The organism is Microbacterium sp. CSI-V (genome assembly GCF_001984105.1).
Classification (GTDB): Bacteria; Actinomycetota; Actinomycetes; order Actinomycetales; family Microbacteriaceae; genus Microbacterium.
The window spans coordinates 706276-721989 of the sequence record NZ_MTQM01000009.1 but is presented as its reverse complement, the minus strand read 5'-3'; the positions used below and the strand labels follow the sequence as shown (position 1 = coordinate 721989).

Annotated in this window: 20 protein-coding genes; 18 read left to right on the top strand and 2 right to left on the bottom strand. The window is 69.1% G+C overall.

From position 1 onward, the window contains the following. Position 1 precedes the first annotated feature (1 nt). From CSIV_RS18455 to CSIV_RS14175, 16 genes are all read left to right on the top strand, one after another. Positions 2-175: a hypothetical protein gene (locus CSIV_RS18455; protein ID WP_175627622.1), complete on the top strand. Its 174-nt coding sequence runs from the start codon at positions 2-4 to the stop codon at positions 173-175. Further along, complete coding sequence (locus CSIV_RS14240; protein WP_077052019.1) at positions 172-1353, top strand: phage portal protein; 1182 nt, start codon at positions 172-174, stop codon at positions 1351-1353. Before CSIV_RS18455 ends, CSIV_RS14240 begins: the two co-directional genes overlap by 4 nt. Further along, positions 1350-2051, top strand: coding sequence for an HK97 family phage prohead protease (locus CSIV_RS14235; RefSeq protein WP_077052018.1), 702 nt, complete (start codon positions 1350-1352; stop codon positions 2049-2051). Before CSIV_RS14240 ends, CSIV_RS14235 begins: the two co-directional genes overlap by 4 nt. A 17-nt stretch (positions 2052-2068) precedes the next feature. Continuing rightward, a complete protein-coding gene (locus CSIV_RS14230; protein WP_077052017.1) occupies positions 2069-3289 on the top strand; it encodes a phage major capsid protein in 1221 nt (406 codons plus the stop codon). Then, the gene (locus tag CSIV_RS14225; RefSeq protein WP_077052016.1) at positions 3289-3573 is read left to right on the top strand and encodes a hypothetical protein; all 285 of its coding nucleotides are present in this window, start codon (positions 3289-3291) and stop codon (positions 3571-3573) included. Before CSIV_RS14230 ends, CSIV_RS14225 begins: the two co-directional genes overlap by 1 nt. A gap of 66 nt (positions 3574-3639) precedes the next feature. Next, on the top strand, positions 3640-4008 hold the full coding sequence (locus CSIV_RS14220; RefSeq protein ID WP_077052015.1) for a hypothetical protein: 369 nt from the start codon (positions 3640-3642) through the stop codon (positions 4006-4008). Then, a complete protein-coding gene (locus CSIV_RS14215) occupies positions 4005-4487 on the top strand; it encodes a hypothetical protein (protein WP_077052014.1) in 483 nt (160 codons plus the stop codon). Before CSIV_RS14220 ends, CSIV_RS14215 begins: the two co-directional genes overlap by 4 nt. A gap of 25 nt (positions 4488-4512) precedes the next feature. Beyond that, positions 4513-4779 carry a hypothetical protein gene (locus tag CSIV_RS14210; protein WP_077052013.1) on the top strand — a complete coding sequence of 89 codons (267 nt, stop codon included), beginning with the start codon at positions 4513-4515 and terminating at the stop codon, positions 4777-4779. Then, a complete protein-coding gene (locus tag CSIV_RS14205; protein WP_077052012.1) occupies positions 4776-5807 on the top strand; it encodes a phage tail tube protein in 1032 nt (343 codons plus the stop codon). Before CSIV_RS14210 ends, CSIV_RS14205 begins: the two co-directional genes overlap by 4 nt. Next, positions 5804-6376 (top strand): hypothetical protein, encoded by a 573-nt coding sequence (locus CSIV_RS14200; protein WP_077052011.1) that lies wholly within the window; start codon positions 5804-5806, stop codon positions 6374-6376. The genes CSIV_RS14205 and CSIV_RS14200 overlap by 4 nt, the downstream gene beginning before the upstream one ends. 10 nt (positions 6377-6386) lie before the next feature. Beyond that, a complete protein-coding gene (locus CSIV_RS14195; protein ID WP_077052010.1) occupies positions 6387-6680 on the top strand; it encodes a hypothetical protein in 294 nt (97 codons plus the stop codon). A gap of 95 nt (positions 6681-6775) precedes the next feature. Beyond that, positions 6776-6952 (top strand): hypothetical protein, encoded by a 177-nt coding sequence (locus CSIV_RS18450; protein ID WP_175627621.1) that lies wholly within the window; start codon positions 6776-6778, stop codon positions 6950-6952. Between the two features lie 4 nt (positions 6953-6956). Next, positions 6957-9242 carry a phage tail tape measure protein gene (locus tag CSIV_RS14190; protein ID WP_077052009.1) on the top strand — a complete coding sequence of 762 codons (2286 nt, stop codon included), beginning with the start codon at positions 6957-6959 and terminating at the stop codon, positions 9240-9242. A gap of 1 nt (position 9243) precedes the next feature. Further along, a complete protein-coding gene (locus tag CSIV_RS14185; protein ID WP_139340717.1) occupies positions 9244-10026 on the top strand; it encodes a hypothetical protein in 783 nt (260 codons plus the stop codon). Between the two features lie 12 nt (positions 10027-10038). Further along, on the top strand, positions 10039-11133 hold the full coding sequence (locus CSIV_RS14180; protein WP_139340716.1) for a hypothetical protein: 1095 nt from the start codon (positions 10039-10041) through the stop codon (positions 11131-11133). Further along, positions 11130-12125 (top strand): hypothetical protein, encoded by a 996-nt coding sequence (locus CSIV_RS14175; protein WP_077052006.1) that lies wholly within the window; start codon positions 11130-11132, stop codon positions 12123-12125. Before CSIV_RS14180 ends, CSIV_RS14175 begins: the two co-directional genes overlap by 4 nt. A 77-nt stretch (positions 12126-12202) precedes the next feature. Here CSIV_RS14175 and CSIV_RS18660 read toward each other — a convergent pair whose 3' ends face one another. Further along, positions 12203-12736 (bottom strand): PH domain-containing protein, encoded by a 534-nt coding sequence (locus tag CSIV_RS18660; RefSeq protein WP_083735147.1) that lies wholly within the window; start codon positions 12734-12736, stop codon positions 12203-12205. On the opposite strand from CSIV_RS18660, the gene CSIV_RS18740 reads away from it, so the two are divergent. Both CSIV_RS18740 and CSIV_RS14160 read left to right on the top strand, forming a co-directional pair. Continuing rightward, the gene (locus CSIV_RS18740) at positions 12684-13046 is read left to right on the top strand and encodes a DUF3263 domain-containing protein (protein ID WP_338012021.1); all 363 of its coding nucleotides are present in this window, start codon (positions 12684-12686) and stop codon (positions 13044-13046) included. The genes CSIV_RS18660 and CSIV_RS18740 overlap by 53 nt on opposite strands. 319 nt (positions 13047-13365) lie before the next feature. Continuing rightward, positions 13366-13593 carry a hypothetical protein gene (locus tag CSIV_RS14160; protein ID WP_077052004.1) on the top strand — a complete coding sequence of 76 codons (228 nt, stop codon included), beginning with the start codon at positions 13366-13368 and terminating at the stop codon, positions 13591-13593. Positions 13594-13605: 12 nt separating this feature from the next. Here CSIV_RS14160 and CSIV_RS14155 read toward each other — a convergent pair whose 3' ends face one another. Then, on the bottom strand, positions 13606-15615 hold the full coding sequence (locus CSIV_RS14155) for an acyltransferase family protein (protein ID WP_077052003.1): 2010 nt from the start codon (positions 15613-15615) through the stop codon (positions 13606-13608). Positions 15616-15714 lie beyond the last annotated feature (99 nt).

The following is a 15714-nucleotide window of genomic DNA, read 5'->3' as shown; positions in this document are numbered from 1 at the left end:
CATGACCCTTACTGATCTGACGGAGATCGTCGGCATGCTAGCGATCGTCGCGGGTGTGGGGCTGTGGCTGGGGTGGCCGCTGGCGCTGATCGTGGCCGGCGTGCTGCTGATCGCGTGGAGCATCGCCCGTGCACTCGCGGGCCGTGATCGACCCCTGAAGGGCGGGCGCCGATGAGCGCGTTCGTCCGCGCGGAGAAGCGCGAAATCGGCTGGGAGGACGTGTACGGCAGCGGACCAGTGCGGTTCTCGGGCGGTCGGACGAAGGCCCTGCAACTCGCCGCGGTGTACGCGGCGGTATCGCTGGTCGCCGACACGTTCTCGTGTCTCCCTCAGCACGTGTACGAGTCCACGCCGACATCACGTCGCCGTGTCGCCACGCCCGACTGGATGCTGCGCCCGGCCCCCGGGCTGTCCCCTGTGGAGTGGCGTTACCAGTATTCGACGAGTCTGCAACTGCGCGGCAACGCGTATGGCTATGTCGTGTCGAACGGTGCGCGCGTCCTCGGTGTGGGCTGGCTGCATCCCGACAGCGTCGAGCCGATCAAGACCGGCGACGGTCCTCGCTACCGGATCGCCGGGCAGGGCGAGCTCGAGCGGCCGTACTCGCAGGGTGGCCGGATCATCCACGTGCGCGAGTTCATCGAGCCGGGGTCGATCAAGGGGCTGTCTCCGATCCGGCAGTTCGCGCGCGACTTCGAGCTCGGGCACTACGCGGCCGAGTTCGGACGCCGCTACTTCGAATCGGGGGCGACGCCGACGGCGCTGCTCTCGTCGAAGACGGCCCGGCTGTCGGAGGAGACGGCGCGGGAGGCCAAGCGGCTGTTCCTCGAGTCCGTGCAGGACGGCGGCCTGGTCACCGTCCCGGGCGACTGGGATTACAAGAAGCTGTCAATCGACCCGGCCGAGGCGCAGTTCCTCGCCACGATCAAGGCGAACGCGACGATCATCGGCGTGATCTTCCGGGTGCCGCCCGAGGATATCGGCGGCGAGGCGGGCAACTCGCGGACGTACGGCAACCGGGAGGCGGATGCCGAGCGGTTCAACGTGCGCAAGATGCTGCCGCACGTGACCCGGTACGAGGGCGCGATCAACGAGCTCTTGCCCGACGGGCAGTTCGTGAAGCTTGCGATGGACGCACTCACCCGCCCGAACCTGCTCGATCGGACCCGCAACACGACGGAGCAGCTGCGGAACGGCACCCTCACGCTCGCCGAGGCGCGCGCGCTCGAGGATCGGGCACCGCTCACCGATCAGCAGATCGAGGAGTGGCAGCAGTGGTACAGCACGACCAAGTCGGAGAGTGAATCGCTCGCGGAGTCGATCTCGACGGCAATCACTAAGGAGGCGGTATGACCGACCATGCAAGCGCGCCGACGGTGGAGCGGCGCACGTTCGCGAGCGAGGTGACGTTCCGCGCGGCGCCCGAGGGGTCGGACTCGCCGGGGATCCTCACGGGCCGCGCGATCGCGTTCAACTCGTCGTCGCGGACGCTCTACGACTGGTGGTACGGCGACTTCACCGAGCAGATCGACCCGCGCGCGCTGGGCGAGCCGACCGCGGACGGCGGGGTGGATCTCACCGAACACGTGCGAGTCATCGCTCGCACGAACCACAACTCGGACTACCTGCTCGGCGTCACCGACGCCGGCACGCTGCGCCTGTTCCTCGGGGACGAGGGCGTGGACTACGAGATCGATCTGCCGAACACCACGTACGGCCGTGATCTCGCGGTGTCCGCGCGGCGCGGCGACTACCGGTATTCGTCGTTCGCGTTCCGCGTGCTGCCCGACGGGGAGCAGTGGAGCTACGGCGAGAACGACCAGCTGGTGCGACGCATCACGGGCCTGCGTCTGATCGACGTCGCGCCCGTCGCCGACCCCGCCTACTGGGCGTCGTCCGCGGAAATGCTCCGCAACTTCGATCTGTCCGCGGTCCGAGCTCGGCTCGACGCGGAGCGGGCGGGCGCCGATGCGCCTCAGCCGGCACCGACCAACAACACACCCGACTACCGGGCGCTGATCCGCGCCCGGGAAATCGAACTGACCCTCTGAAGAAAGAGAGAGCACAGATGCCCGAAACTCAGGACGCCCTGCGCACGCTGCGCGAGGAGCGACAGAACCTCTTCCAGACCGAGATGGTGCCGCTCCGCGACATCGCCGCGACCCGGACGCTGACCGCCGAGGAGCAGCAGAAGTGGGACCGCGTGGACGCGGAGATCGGTCAGCGCAGCGCCCGCATCGAGCAGGTGGAGCGCGCGTACGAGCAGGAGCGCGCGTTCGCGGCCACGCCGGCCGCGCGCCCCGAGCCCGAGGGCCGCGGCGGCAGCGCCCTCGCCGACGAGCTCCGGTCGGTGCTCAGCACCGACGGGCAGCAGCGCCGCGCGAGCGTCGGATTCACGCAGCAGGAGTTCCAGCGAGCGCTGGCCTCGGGGACCGCGACGGCCGGTGGCAACACGATCCCCACGACCTTCCTCGATCGGCTCGCCGAGCCGCTCCGCGACATGTCGTCCGTGCTTCAGGCGGGGCCGACGATCATCGTCACCGAGTCCGGCGAGGAACTTCAGTGGCCCACCGTGTCCGGCCACGGCGCGGCGAACGCCAACGTCGCCGAGTCGGCGACCCGAGGCGGCACCGACCCGGCGTTCGGCAAGGCGTCGATCAAGGCGTACGAGCACTCGCAGCTGATCGTCGTCCCCCGTCGTCTCGTCGAGGACGCCGCGATCGACATCGAGGCGTTCGTCGCTCGCAAGATCGCCGAGAACGTCGGCGCCTCGTTCGCCGCCAAGCTCGCGATCGGTGCGGGCACCACGGAGACGCAGGGCATCGTGACCGCCGCGACCGCCGGCAAGACCGGCGCGACCGGCGTCGGCGGTGCCGCGACGTTCGACGACGTGATCGATCTGCTCTACTCGGTGGCCGCGCCCTACCGCGCGACGCCCCGTTCGGGGTTCATCGTCGCGGACGCCGCGCTGCCCTCGCTGCGCAAGGCGAAGGCATCGGGCTCGGGCGAGTACCTGTGGCAGCCGTCGGTCCAGGTCGGGCAGCCGGACACCCTGCTCGGCAAGGCCATGTACCCGGACGCGAACATGGAGTACGGCGTCGGCAAGAAGTCGATCGTGTTCGGCGACGTGTCCAAGTACATCGTTCGCCTGGTCGGCGCGATCGAGATCGCCCGGTCCGAGGAGCGCTACTTCGAGAACAACCAGGTCGCATTCCGCGGCATCCTCCGCGGCGACGGTCTGCTCGAGGACGCCTCGGCGGTGAAGGCCTTCCTCGGCGGCGCGTCCTGATGTCGGGCGCACGGGGCAAGGCGGCGTCGGCAACGCCCGACGCCGCCGAGCAGGCTGCCGCCGAGCAGGCTGCCGCCGAGCAGGCTGCCGCCGAGCAGGCTGCCGCCGAGCAGGCTGCCGCCGAGCAGGCTGCCGCCGAGGGCGAGGTTCGGGTGCAGATGCTGGTCGCGATCACCGGCACTCGCGACGGGGAGAAGTGGCCCGCCGTCGGCGGTGTGATCTCGCTCCCCGCCGACGAGGCCGCGGGGTACATCGCGAACGGCTACGCGACGCCGACCGAGTGATCACTGACGGGGAGGTGTGTGCCGCCGCGCATACACCTCCCCGTCTGCATGAGAGGGGAGTCAGCGATGACGCAGGGTTGGCCGATCACGGCTGCGGTACTCGGGAAGGCGCTGGGGTGGGGCGACACGCAGATCGCCGACGAACAGGCCGAGCTCGACCTGTTCGCGCGAGGCGCGTGCAGCATCATCGACCGGCACACCGGCCGTCACGTCGAGCCCGCACGCCACGAGCTCCCCGACGGTTCCCTGCCCGTCGAGTTCACGCTGAGCGCTCGCGAGCAGGGAAAGCACATGTGGAACCAGACGAAGGCGGGTGGCGGCGCGCGAGGCGGCGAGCCGGCATCGTCGGCACCCGCAGGGGTGGGGCTGCTCGCCAAGGTGGCGGTCTGGCTCGAGCCGTATCCGCCGCGTCCGGGATTCGGTGGTGGTTCGTGAGCGGGATCAGTCAGGCGACGGGGATCCTTGCCGCCCGCGACGGGCTGTGGGCGGCGATCGTCGCAGCGACGGAGCACCGCAGGTACAAGATCGACCGCTACTACGCGGCACCCGAAACGATCACGTCGTCGATGTGGGTCGGGTTGACGGATGTCAACGTGACCCCGGACCTGAAGAACCTGAAGTCTCGGCAGCAGTTCGACGAGGAGATCCGGCTGGGTGTCACCCTCGGCGCGTACGCGGCCGGGAACGGTGACGATGCCGCGCGGGCCGCGTTCGATCAGGCGTACGAGATCCTCACCGAGATTCAGACCTACATCGGGCGGGACGATCAGACCCGCACTCTCGGCGGGGCTGTGATGTGGTGCCTGCCGGGATCGATGAGTAATGCGGGCGTCGAGGTCGACGGGCAGGCCGGCGGGTACGTCGTCGAGATCATCGCCGAGTTCGTGTGCGCGCATCGCGTGCGTCCCAACTGACCAACGACAACGGAAGGGGGGAGCTATGGCGACGAAGAACGCCGCGCCCCGATTCAAGAACGTGTCTCCGCTCGGTGCGCTCGACGTGCCGGCGCTGGGGCGCGTGATCGCCGCGGGCGAGGAATTCGAGATCCGTGAGGATCTGGTGCCGCTGTTCGCCGCGCAGGTGGGGAACTTCGAGCCGGTCAACGCGGAGGCGCAGGCCGCGCAGGCCGGCGCCCTGTCGTCGGCCGACGACGAGACCGACGGCGAGCCCGGCGGCGGCGAGACCGAGGAGGTGAAGGGCAAGTGACGACGCAACTCGACTTCACTCTCGGCATGACCCGAGAGACCACGTACGGCACGGCCGTCGCGCCGACGCGCTTCGCCGAGTCGGAAGCGAAGATCAAGTACGACGTGAAGACGACCGACTCGAGGGGGCTGCGCCCCGGGAAGAACGTCAAGCGGCTGAACCGCAACGTCGTCGCACGGTTCGAGGGGTCGGGGGACGTCGCGTTCGATGTGCCGACCCGCGGGTTCGGGCTGTGGCTGAACGCCGTGCTGGGCGCCGTGTCGAACACGGTCGTCCCGGCGACCACTCCCGCGGTGTACCAGCAGGTGCACACGCTGAGCACCTCGGATCCGGTGCCGACGTTCACGGTGCAGGAGGTGCTGCCGACCCTCGGCGGCGTCAACGCCTACCCGCACACGTTCACCGGCTGCGCGTTCGACTCGATCGAGCTCTCCGCGAAGGAGGGCGGCATCGTCGAGGCGAAGCTGTCGCTCACCGCGCGGGAACTGCTGACGTCGTACCCGGCGTCGGCCGCGAGCTACCCCGCCGATGACGGGGTGTTCACGTTCGTGGGCGGTGCGATCTCGCTCGGCGGGACGCTGACCGCGCCGACGGCGACGGCGATCGCGACCACGACGGCGACGGCGGCGGCGAACGTCGCCGACTTCAGCCTGACCGTGAAGCGGTCGCTCGACTCGGACGGGTGGAACCTCGGCGGCAAGGGGCTGCGGTCTCGTGCCCCCCTGCTCGGGCTGCCCGAGCTCTCGGGGAAGATGACCGCCGAGTACACCGACAACACGCTCCGTGACGCGTACCTCGGGAAGCAGTCGATCGCGGTCGTGCTCACGTTCGAGCACAACGTCGCGATGTCGGGTGCCCACAAGCCGACGCTTCAGATCGTCCTTCCGGCGATCCGGCTCAACGGTGAGGTTCCCGCGTCGGACGGTGGGAACGCGATCAAGCAGTCGATCGATTTCGAGGCGTTCGACGACGGGGTGTCGGCGCAGCCGATCTACGTCGTGTACCGGACTCTCGACTCGGCGCTGTGACCGAGCAGGTGACGGGCGCCGTCCCTGATCCGGAGTCGCTGCGTCACCTGCTCAACAAGATGCGGGAGTTCCCGCCGGCCGTGCGCACGCCGGTCCGGCGGGAGCTTCGCGCTCTCGGCGCGCCCGTCATCGCGGAGCAGAAGGCGCTGCTGGACGGGCCGCTCCCGCGCGGGATCCGCAAGACGGGGTTTCGTCACAAGGTGGTGCACGCCAAACGCAAGGGCAAGTTCTACCTGGTGAAGACGAACGTCTATGCCGAGACCGACACCGCCGGGCGGGGGCAGTCGACCGGACTGCGCGCCGGGATCAAGGCCGGCCTGCGGTTCCGCGTCGTCGCGGGGAAGACCCGGCAGGGCGTCGAGTTCAAGACGACCGGCCCGAAAGAAGACGGCTACAACAAGGCCAAGTTCTGGCAGAAGCGCCGGTTCCGGCATCCCGCGTTCGGGAACCGGAGCCGCTACGTCGACCAGGCGGGGCAACCCTACTTCCGCAGCCCCGTGATCGCGGGGCGCGACCAACTGCTGCGCGGCGTCGAGGGCATCCTGACGCGCGCCGCCGATGAGAACTGAGGTGTGAAGCATGGCGAAAATCAAGCTGGCGGACGGGTCCACGATCCCCGTCGTGAAGCCGAACCTGTGGGACGGGGCCGCGGTCGAGAAAGAGACCGGGTGGAACCGCAAGGAGTACGCCGAGCGGATGAAATCCGCGTCCATGCAGACGGCGTTCGCGATCTTCGCGAGCCTGCGCCGCGCCGGGCACGACGTCACGTTCGACTCGTGCGCGCGTCTCGACAACATCGAGAACCTCGTCGCCGAGCTCGGCGATCACCGCGACGCGGAGACGGAGGGTGAGGAGACCCCGGACCCTCAGTAGTCCCGAACGGTCGCGGCCGTCGGCGGCGGACGTCGGCGACGTCGTCGCCCGAGCTCGACGCACTGAACGAGGCCGAACCGTGGCTAGAGGACCAGGTGGAGAAGCGCCGACTGCTGATCTGCCGGCACGACTTCTGGCCGGGACTCACCCCCGACAAGTTGTGGGAAATCCCCTACGACATGTGGCCGTCGCTCGCGCTCAGCTGCGACGCGATGAAGCAGCAGAAGGAAGACGAACGGGCCGAGCTCGAGCGTCTGAGGAGCAGGAGGTGACCGCGTGGCGAACGCTACTGATCTGATCATTCGTCTGCTCGTCGAGGACAAGGAGCTCGACAAGGTCGACCAGTCGAAATCCAAGTTCGACGCGTGGAACGACGCGCTGGGTGCCGGGTCGAAGGTGGCCGCCGGAACGCTGCTCGCGATCGGTGCCGCGGCGACCGGGTCGGCGGTCGCGTTCGCGAACGCGGAGGCCGGCGTCGACCAGCTGGCCGGGACGCTCGCGCTCACCGAGCCCGAGGCGGCCCGCGCGGGAGAGGCCGCGGGCAACGCGTACGCGAACAACTTCGGCGGTTCGCTCGAGGAGGTGCAGGCCGCCACGGCGGGTGTCATCGGGTCGATCCAGGGGATGCGCGAGGCGTCGGTCGATGAGCTTCAGCAGATCACGCAGCAGGTGCTCACCGTCTCGGGCGGGTTCGAGATCGAGGCCGACCGGATCTCGCAGGTGGTCGGGCAGATGCTCACAACCGGCATGGCGTCCTCCGCGCAGGAGGGTATCGACCTGCTGACGGTGGCACTTCAGAAGGTGCCCCCGGCGGTGCGCGACGATCTGCTCGACGCGGTCGACGAGTACGCCCCGTTCTTTCAGCAGCTGGGGATTTCGGGCGACGTAGCGTTCTCGATGCTCGCGGACGCGTCCGCAAAGGGCATGTACGGGATCGACAAGACCGGTGACGCGCTGAAGGAATTCACGATTCGCGCAACCGACATGTCCACCTCGAGCAAGAGCGCGTTCGACGCTCTCGGTCTCTCGCAGGAGGACATGGCGAACAAGATCCTGGCGGGCGGTGACACCGCGTCGGAGGCGTTCGCGCAGATCATCGGCGGGCTTCAGTCGATGACGGATCCGGCGGCTCAGTCGCAGGCGGCGCTCGCGCTGTTCGGGACGCCGCTCGAGGATCTGGGCACGGGGGAGATCCCTAAGTTCATCGGGCAGCTGTCGGCAATGCAGGGGTCGTTCGGAGACGTCGCGGGGGCTGCGCAGCGGATGGGCGAGACCGTGTCGGGGAACCCGGCAGCGGCGTGGGAGTCGATCCGCCGTGAGCTTCAGATGACGGCTGTCGAGATCGGGGCGTCGCTGGCGCCCGTGATCGACGGGGTGCTCGGCGCGCTGAAGGGCTTCGCCGGGTGGGCGTCGGAGAACACCGGGGTCGTGACCGCGATCGGCTCCGTGCTCGCGATCGCGTCGGGGGCGATCATCGCTATCAGCGGGGCGATGAAGGTGTACGCCGCGGCGCAGGCGGTGCAGACGGCGATGCAGTGGGCGCAGAACGCCGCGTGGCTGGCATCCCCGGTGACGTGGATCATCCTCGCGATCATCGTCGGGATCGGGCTGCTCGTCGCCGCCGGGATCTGGCTCGTCCAGAACTGGGGCTCGGTCACGCAGTGGATCGGCGACGCGTGGAACTGGCTGTGGACGAGCGTCCTGTCGCCCGTGTTCACGGCGATCGGGGCCGTCTTCACCTGGATCTATCAGTCGATCATCCTCCCGATCGTGACCGGGATCATGCTGTACATCGGCCTGTGGGCGGCGGTGATCACGTGGCTGTGGGAGACGGTCGTCTCCCCGGTGCTCGGGTGGATCGGGTCCGGGTTCGTCTGGCTCTACGAGAACGCGGTGAAACCGGTCGTCGACTGGATCTCGTCGGCCCTTCAGTTTCTCGGGCTCGCGGTCCAGTTCCTGTGGGCGACCTACGTGCAGCCTGCGCTGAATGCAATCGGCGCGGGGTTCCAGTGGGTGAATTCGTCGATCATTCAGCCGACAATCGGCGCGATCGTCGGGGCGGTGACGTGGATCGGTAACACGGTGCGCGACGTCTTCGGCGCGATCGCGGGGTTCATGTCGGCCGGGTTTCAGGCGGCGCTCGGCGCGATCCGCGGCCCGGTGAACGGCATCATCGGCCTGGTCAACTCCGCGATCCGGGGGCTCAACTCGATCTCGGTGTCGATCCCGTCGTGGGTGCCGATCGTGGGTGGGCAGACGTTCAGTCTGGGCATCCCGCAGATCCCGTACCTCGCGACCGGTGGTGTGACTATGGGGCCGATGCTCGCCGTCGTGGGCGACAACCCGGGCGGTCGGGAGTACATCGAGCCTGTCGACAAGGTCGCGTCGCGCATGGAGCGTGTCGCGATCGAGGCGTCGCGTGGTGCCGGCGGCGGGTCGTCCGGTCCGCTGCGCATCGCCCGGGAGGATCTCGAGTTCATGGCCGCGCTGATCGGCGAGACCGTGTATCCGCTGATCGTGACGGGCGCGCAGCGGCAGATCAAGACCGCGTTGGGGGTGTGACGTGGTGGTGACTGTTGAGGCGGTGCTGCTGTCGGCGTCTCGGCCGCGCCCTGTTCAGGTGAAGCTGAACGGGGTCGCGGCCGGGGTCGCGTACGAGATCACAAAGACGACGGCGGATGGTTCCCGGTGGGGTGTGTCCGGTGGGCGTGGGGTGTCCGCGGGCGTGCAGGTGCTGCTCACCGACAACCGGGCGCCGCTGAACGTGCCCGTCACGTACGAGGTGCTGGTCGCCGGGGTAACCTACACGGCCGCGCCGATCGTGGTCGACTTCGACGGGGTCGCCGTGGTGCAGACGTTCGATGGTCGCTCGGTCGTCGGCGTCGAGATCGCGTCGCTGACGGAGGAGCGTTCGGCGGGTTCGCGGTCGTCGGTGTTCGAGATCGCGGGCCGGCGGGATCCGGCCGCCCGGTTGGACGTCGCGGGGTCGTTCTCGTACGCGTGGGCGTTCGACGTTCACGGTGCGGATGCCGCGGCGCTCGAGGCGATCCTGAAGGCGAGCCCGGTCATTGTTCGACGGCTGACGCCGGGGATGCGTGATCTCGAAGCCGTGGTGATCGGGATTGTGACGTCGTGGAAAGACGAACTGATCACGGAGGGGCTCGACACCTGGCGGCGGTTCTCGCTCGGGGTGCGCGAGCTTTCCGACCCGGAGCCGTCGGCGCGTCTGCTCGCGTTCACGTGGGATGACTTCGACGCGGCGATGTCGTCGCGGACGTGGAGCGACTTCGACGTGCTGTTCGACACGTGGGATCAGTTCGACGCGACCGACTGGGCGCTGCTCTGAGAGGGGGCACGGATGCGTGAAGGGCCGCCGGATGAGGTGCTGGCGGGGGCGCCGATCTGGCGGCCCCGGGTGACGTCCTGGCTGGGCGGGCAGATGCTCGCAGCTGAGGTTCCGGTCCGGTCGGGCCGGGTCACGGGGAAGGCCGATCAGGAAGTGATCGAGGAACTGTCGATCACCGTTCCTCGGTGGGCTGCCCCGACGCCCGGCGGTGACGCGTTCGACTGGCGGCCGGGCGTCGACCCGGGGCACCCGCTCGCCCGGTTCGGGCAGTTCCTGGACGTGTCGATCGTGGTCGAGTCCGTCGCTACCCGGCAGGTGTGGGAGACCCGCATCGGTCGTTACCAGATCAAGGGGTGGGACGACGACGACGCTGGAACGATCACGGTCAAGGGCGAATCGCTGCTCGCTCGAGCGCGCGACGACAAGCTGACGAAACTCACCTCGCCGGTCGGTTCGCTGGCATCCGAGGCGCGACGGCTCGCACCGGCTGGTGTGGGCGTGTCGTTCGACCCGGCGCTCGTCGATCGGGCGTGCCCGTCGGCGATGTCGTGGTCAAAGAGCCGGATGGAGAACCTCAGGGAGATCGCGGACGCGTGGCCGGCGCTGCTGCGGGTCGATTCGTGGGGGCAGTACGTGTTCCGCGCGCCGCTGCCCGACGTGCCGGCGCCCGTCCTGCGGTTGAAGGATGGGGAGGGCGGGACGCTGGTCAGCGCGCCGCGCGCGGACTCCCGCGACGGTGTGCCGAACGTCGTCGTCGCGTCGACCGGCAACTCGGCCGAGGCGGACGTGCAGGGCATTGCGATGCTGACCAGCGGGCCGATGAGCGTCAACGGTCCGTATGGGATCGTCGTCAAGGAGTGGTCGTCGAGCCTGTTGCAGAATCACGTGCAAGCGCAGGCGGCGGCCCGGTCGATGCTCGAGAGCGCGGCGCGGCCGGCGCAGTCGGTGCCGGTGCGGATCGCGCCGGACCCGCGCATCGAGATCGACGACCCGGTGTCGATCTCGCGCGGTGACGACTCGCCCCTGTGGGGGTGGGTCACGGCGTGGGATCTGCCGTTGACCGCGGACGGGGGAGATATGCGAATCGATGTGGGGCTGACGTCGTGATCGACACGAGCTCGCTCGGGGTCATGGGGCTGTTGGCGCGGCGCGCACCTCAGGGGCCGAGTGTCGATGAGGACTCGGCGCTCGTCACGACGGGGACTGTTCTCGATGTGGACGCCGAGGGGCGGCGGGTGCGCATCGAGATCCGCGGTGGTGACGTGTGGCTACCGGCGGTGGCCGGGCGGTACGCGTCGCGGGAGTCTGCCCGCGTGCTGCTGGATCCCACGTCGGCGCGACCGGTGCTCGTGGTCGGCCCGGTGGTGCCGGCTGTGCCGGTCGTCGCGGGTGTGGTGACGGCAGTAGGCGATCAGCAGGTGACCGTCGAGGTTGCCGGCGTCGAGGTGGTCGTGCCGTCGGTGGCCGGTTCGTACGTGGTCGACGAGACCGCGTGGGTGATGCTCGACGACTGGGCGCGCCCGGTCATCGCGTTGGGGCCGTCGGTGGAGCCGGCGGCGGCCGGGCCGGAAGCGCCGCCCGCAGCTGGGGGCGCGGTGGTCACGGCGACGGCGACGATCGGCCCGCAGTCGTCGGGCACGTTCCGTCTGTCGGCGGGAGCGTGGGACCGTTGGAACGCTGATCGGTACGGCGGCGCGTCCGACATCTATCAGGGCAGCGCTTACGGTTCGGGTGTGCTCCGGGGGTTCGCGGGGTACGGCGACCAGATCAAGAATCTGGGCGCGTTGTCGATCGACGAGGCGATCCTGACGGCTCGCAAGACCGATGACGGCAACTCGGCGGCGCTGACGGTGCGTGGCACGACGTACGGTTCCCGGCCTGGTGGGGAGCCGACGGACGGTTCGTTCGACCTGGCATCCTCGGGCACGATCGGGCCGGGCGGCACGGGCGAGATCGCTCTACCCGCGGGGCTCCGCGAGGCGCTCCGCACGGGCGCCGCGCGCGGGCTCGTCGCCGTGGGATCCACGTACGGCGGGTTTGGCGGCACCGGCACGCCCGGATCGTTCACCCTCCGCATCCGCTACACGAAGGCTGCGTGACAGACGCCCCGGCGTCCCACCCTCACGAGGGGTTGGGACGCCGGGGCGTTTCGTCGTTGGTGGCCGCGGGCGACGGATCACATGCGCGCGAGTATCTCGGCCTTCTTCGCGGCGAATTCGTCCTCGGTGAGGACGCCCGCGGTTCGGAGTTCGGCCAACTGCGCCAACTGCTGAGCGTGATCCGGGGGTGCGGCGGCGCGGGGTGCGGAACCGCGGGAGCGCACGGCGTCCGTGAAGGTCTTCCCGAGGGGCTTCGCGACGTTCTTGATCGTCGCCTGCTGGTTCGACGTGTAGATCGTCACCTCACCGAGCATCATCCCGCCCTTGAACTGGACGCTGCTGATCTTCTCGAGCGGGAAGTCCTCGCTGCGCTGGGAGAGGATCCCGTGATTGAGGAACAGGAGTCGACGGTCGGTTAGCACGAGGATGCCGTTCGCGTTGTCGTACGTGCCCGACACGATACGGTCGACCGTTTCCCCGTCGGCGAGGTGGGTTTCGAGGTGGTTCAGGTCGCGACGGACGAACCCGCTCGCAGGCAGACCGGATGCCGCAGTCCGAATGTCTTCGCGGAGGTGGTCTAGCTTCCCGGGCTTCGGGTCGTCGGCGCTCATGGCACGCCACGATATCGGCTGTCGCGGTCGTTGCGCCACGACGTGTGTCGGTGGTGCGGGGGAGGATGTGCGCATGGCAGCTATCGAGGTGATGAGCCTGCTCGATTTCGAGGAGGAGTGGCCGCGCTGGTCGGGGCGGAAGGATGAGGCCATACGATCTCGGTTCGGGGTGTCGCCGGCTAGGTACTTTCAGGTGCTGCATCGTGCGATTGAGGCCCCGGAGGCTGAGGCGGCTCGGCCTATGTTGGTCCGCCGTCTGCGTCGTCTACGGGACGCCGGGGACGCCGAGCAGCGGCGTCGCCTGGCGTGATGGTTGGCGCGCCTCATTCACGATTTACTCACGGTTTTGCGGCTGTCCTTACGTGTACTTAGTTGTACCGCTCCCGCGTGTTTCCGCGGAGAGTACAGGGGGGTACAACAATGAACAGCCAACGGCACAAACGGGGGTTGCAGGTTCAAGTCCTGTAGCCGGCACCTCGACCCCGCGTCTTCCCGCCTCAGGGCACCCATTGGACGCGCTCCCACACGATTCGCGCAAGGCCGCCCACCGTACCCCTAAACGGTGTTAGTGTCCTCCAATCGGGGGACAGCCTTTGCAAAGGAGCAGGGCTGAGAGAGGGGCCGTCGACATGGTCATGTCAGATGCGCACAAGACGGATCAGGACGCGTCGCTGCGTCGCGCGACGTGCCGTTCCTGCGGCCACGGAAACGCGACCGCGCGGATCGTCCGGACGCTGTTCCGTCGGCGCACGGTCGTCGAATGCGGCTACATGGAGGAGCCCGTGAGCGGGCTCGCCGGAGCCGAGGTGTGCTTCTGCCGCGGCGAGGCGCACCAGGTGCTCCTCACGCATCACTGACGCGCGCCGGACTCAGCCCTCGGCGCCGGGGAAGCCGGCATCCGCCAGCTGTCTCGTCAGCGGTCCCGCCAGTTGGGCGCTGAACGTCGCCGTCAGGTGGTGGGCGTCGCGGTAGGCGAGGGTGTCGCCCACGATGGGCCCGCATTCGTCCGTCGTGCAGAGGTAGTCCGTGAGGTCGATGAACGCCGCGCCGTGGGCGTCGGCCGCCGCGCGCTCCGCGTCGCGGTACACCTGCGCGACGGCGGTGGAGCGGTCGCGGCCGCAGTCGAGGGCGGCGTTCAGATGCGCGGAGAGGCACACCGACGGCGTCGTGCCGAGGTCGGGAGTGTCGGCCATCACGACGGTCGGGGCGTCGATGCGGGACAGCGTCCGGTCGAGGGCCGCCTTCCAATCCGCCACGTCGTCACCGCTCGGGCTCGCGTACGACACCTTCTCGTAGTTGGCCAGGACGACCAGCGCCGGGGGAGTCGCCGCCAGCCGCTCGAGGACGGCTTCGCGCCATTGGCTGCATGCCGTGTAGGGCACGGCGTTTCGCAAGAGCTCGGCGTCGGCCGACGGGCACGAGCTCTTGGAGTGCACCTCGAGCGACATGCCGTTCGCCTCCGCGTAGCTCCACAGTGCGGGGAACCACTGCGACGCATGCGAGTCGCCGAACAGGGCGATGCGCGGTGCTGCCGGGTCGCCGTAGACGCAGTCCTTGGGGGTCGTCGCGTCGAAGCCGAGGTGGCATCCATCGTCGTAGATCCGGGGTTGATCGTCGGACGCGGCCCGCAGGCTCGGCTCTAGGTTCGCCGGGACGAACGACGTCAGCGCGGGCGGATCGGAGGGCTCGGATGCCGCGACGGTCGCGGCTTCGTGGAGGGGCTTGGCCGCGGACAGGGTGTAGCTCCCCGTTGTCAGCCCCACAACGAGCACGGAGGCGGCGGCAGCGGCGAAGAGCGTGCGCCGCGGGCGGAACGCGGTGAGCCAGCGCGCGTCGCGCGCGGGGGTCTCCACCCAGCGGTACAGGATCCAGGCGAGCGGCACCGCGGCCAGACTCAGCGCGAGCGTGATCCACAGCGGCAGCGGGTGTTCGAACCCGACGGCGGCCTGCGGGATGACCAGCAGCGGCCAGTGGACGAGGTACAGCGAGTAGGAGATCGTGCCGATGAACAGCAGCGGGCGGAGCGAGAGCATCGCCGCCGGGCCGTAGGGGGCGGGGCCGCTCCCGGCGAGGATGACGGCAGCCGTCGCGACCACGGGAAGGGCGGCGGCGACACCGGGGAACTGCGTCGTTTCGCTGTACACGAGGGCCGCGACCACGACGCCGACCACGCCCACCCAGCCGACGACCGCGCTCACCCGCGGGGGGAGGACCGACTCGCGGTTCAGCGCGACGACGGCCACGATGCCGCCGACGGCCAGCTCCCACGCGCGCGTGGGCAGACCGAAGAACGCCCACGGCTGATTCTCGAACGTCAACCACAGCCCCGCGGCGAAGGACGCCGCGGTCAGCAGGGTGAGGACGATCGTGAGTCGACGGCGTCCGGGAAGGAAACGCACCACGAGGAGAAGCAGCAGCGGCCAGAGGAGGTAGAACTGCTCCTCGATGCCGAGCGACCAGTAGTGCTGGAACACCGACGGCGTGGACTCCGCGAGGTAGTTCGTGCCCTGCAGACCGAACAGGATGTTGGGCACGTAGAGCGCCGTCGCCACGGCGCCGAAGAACACCTCCTTCATCAGCAGCGGCGGCATCCAGATGAGGGCGGCGATGACCGTCAGTGCGACGACGAGGAGGGATGCCGGGAGGATGCGGCGTGCGCGGCGGGCGTAGAAGTCGGCGAAGCCGACGTGCCCCGTCCTCTCGAGCCGTTGGAGGAGATGCGTCGTGATGAGGAAGCCCGAGATCACGAAGAAGACGTCGACGCCGACGTATCCGCCCGGGAGGAACGGCAGTCCTCCGTGGTACAACACGACGAGGCCCACCGCGAGCGCGCGCAGGCCTTGAATGTCACCGCGGAACCGGTGTGCTGCTTTCTCCATGAATCCCCCGGGAGGGGAGTGTAGGGAGCGTCTATGACGCGAAGGTTTCCATCACGCGGCTAGGAGAGATTCCGGCGCGAATTCGAGCTCCACTGTCGC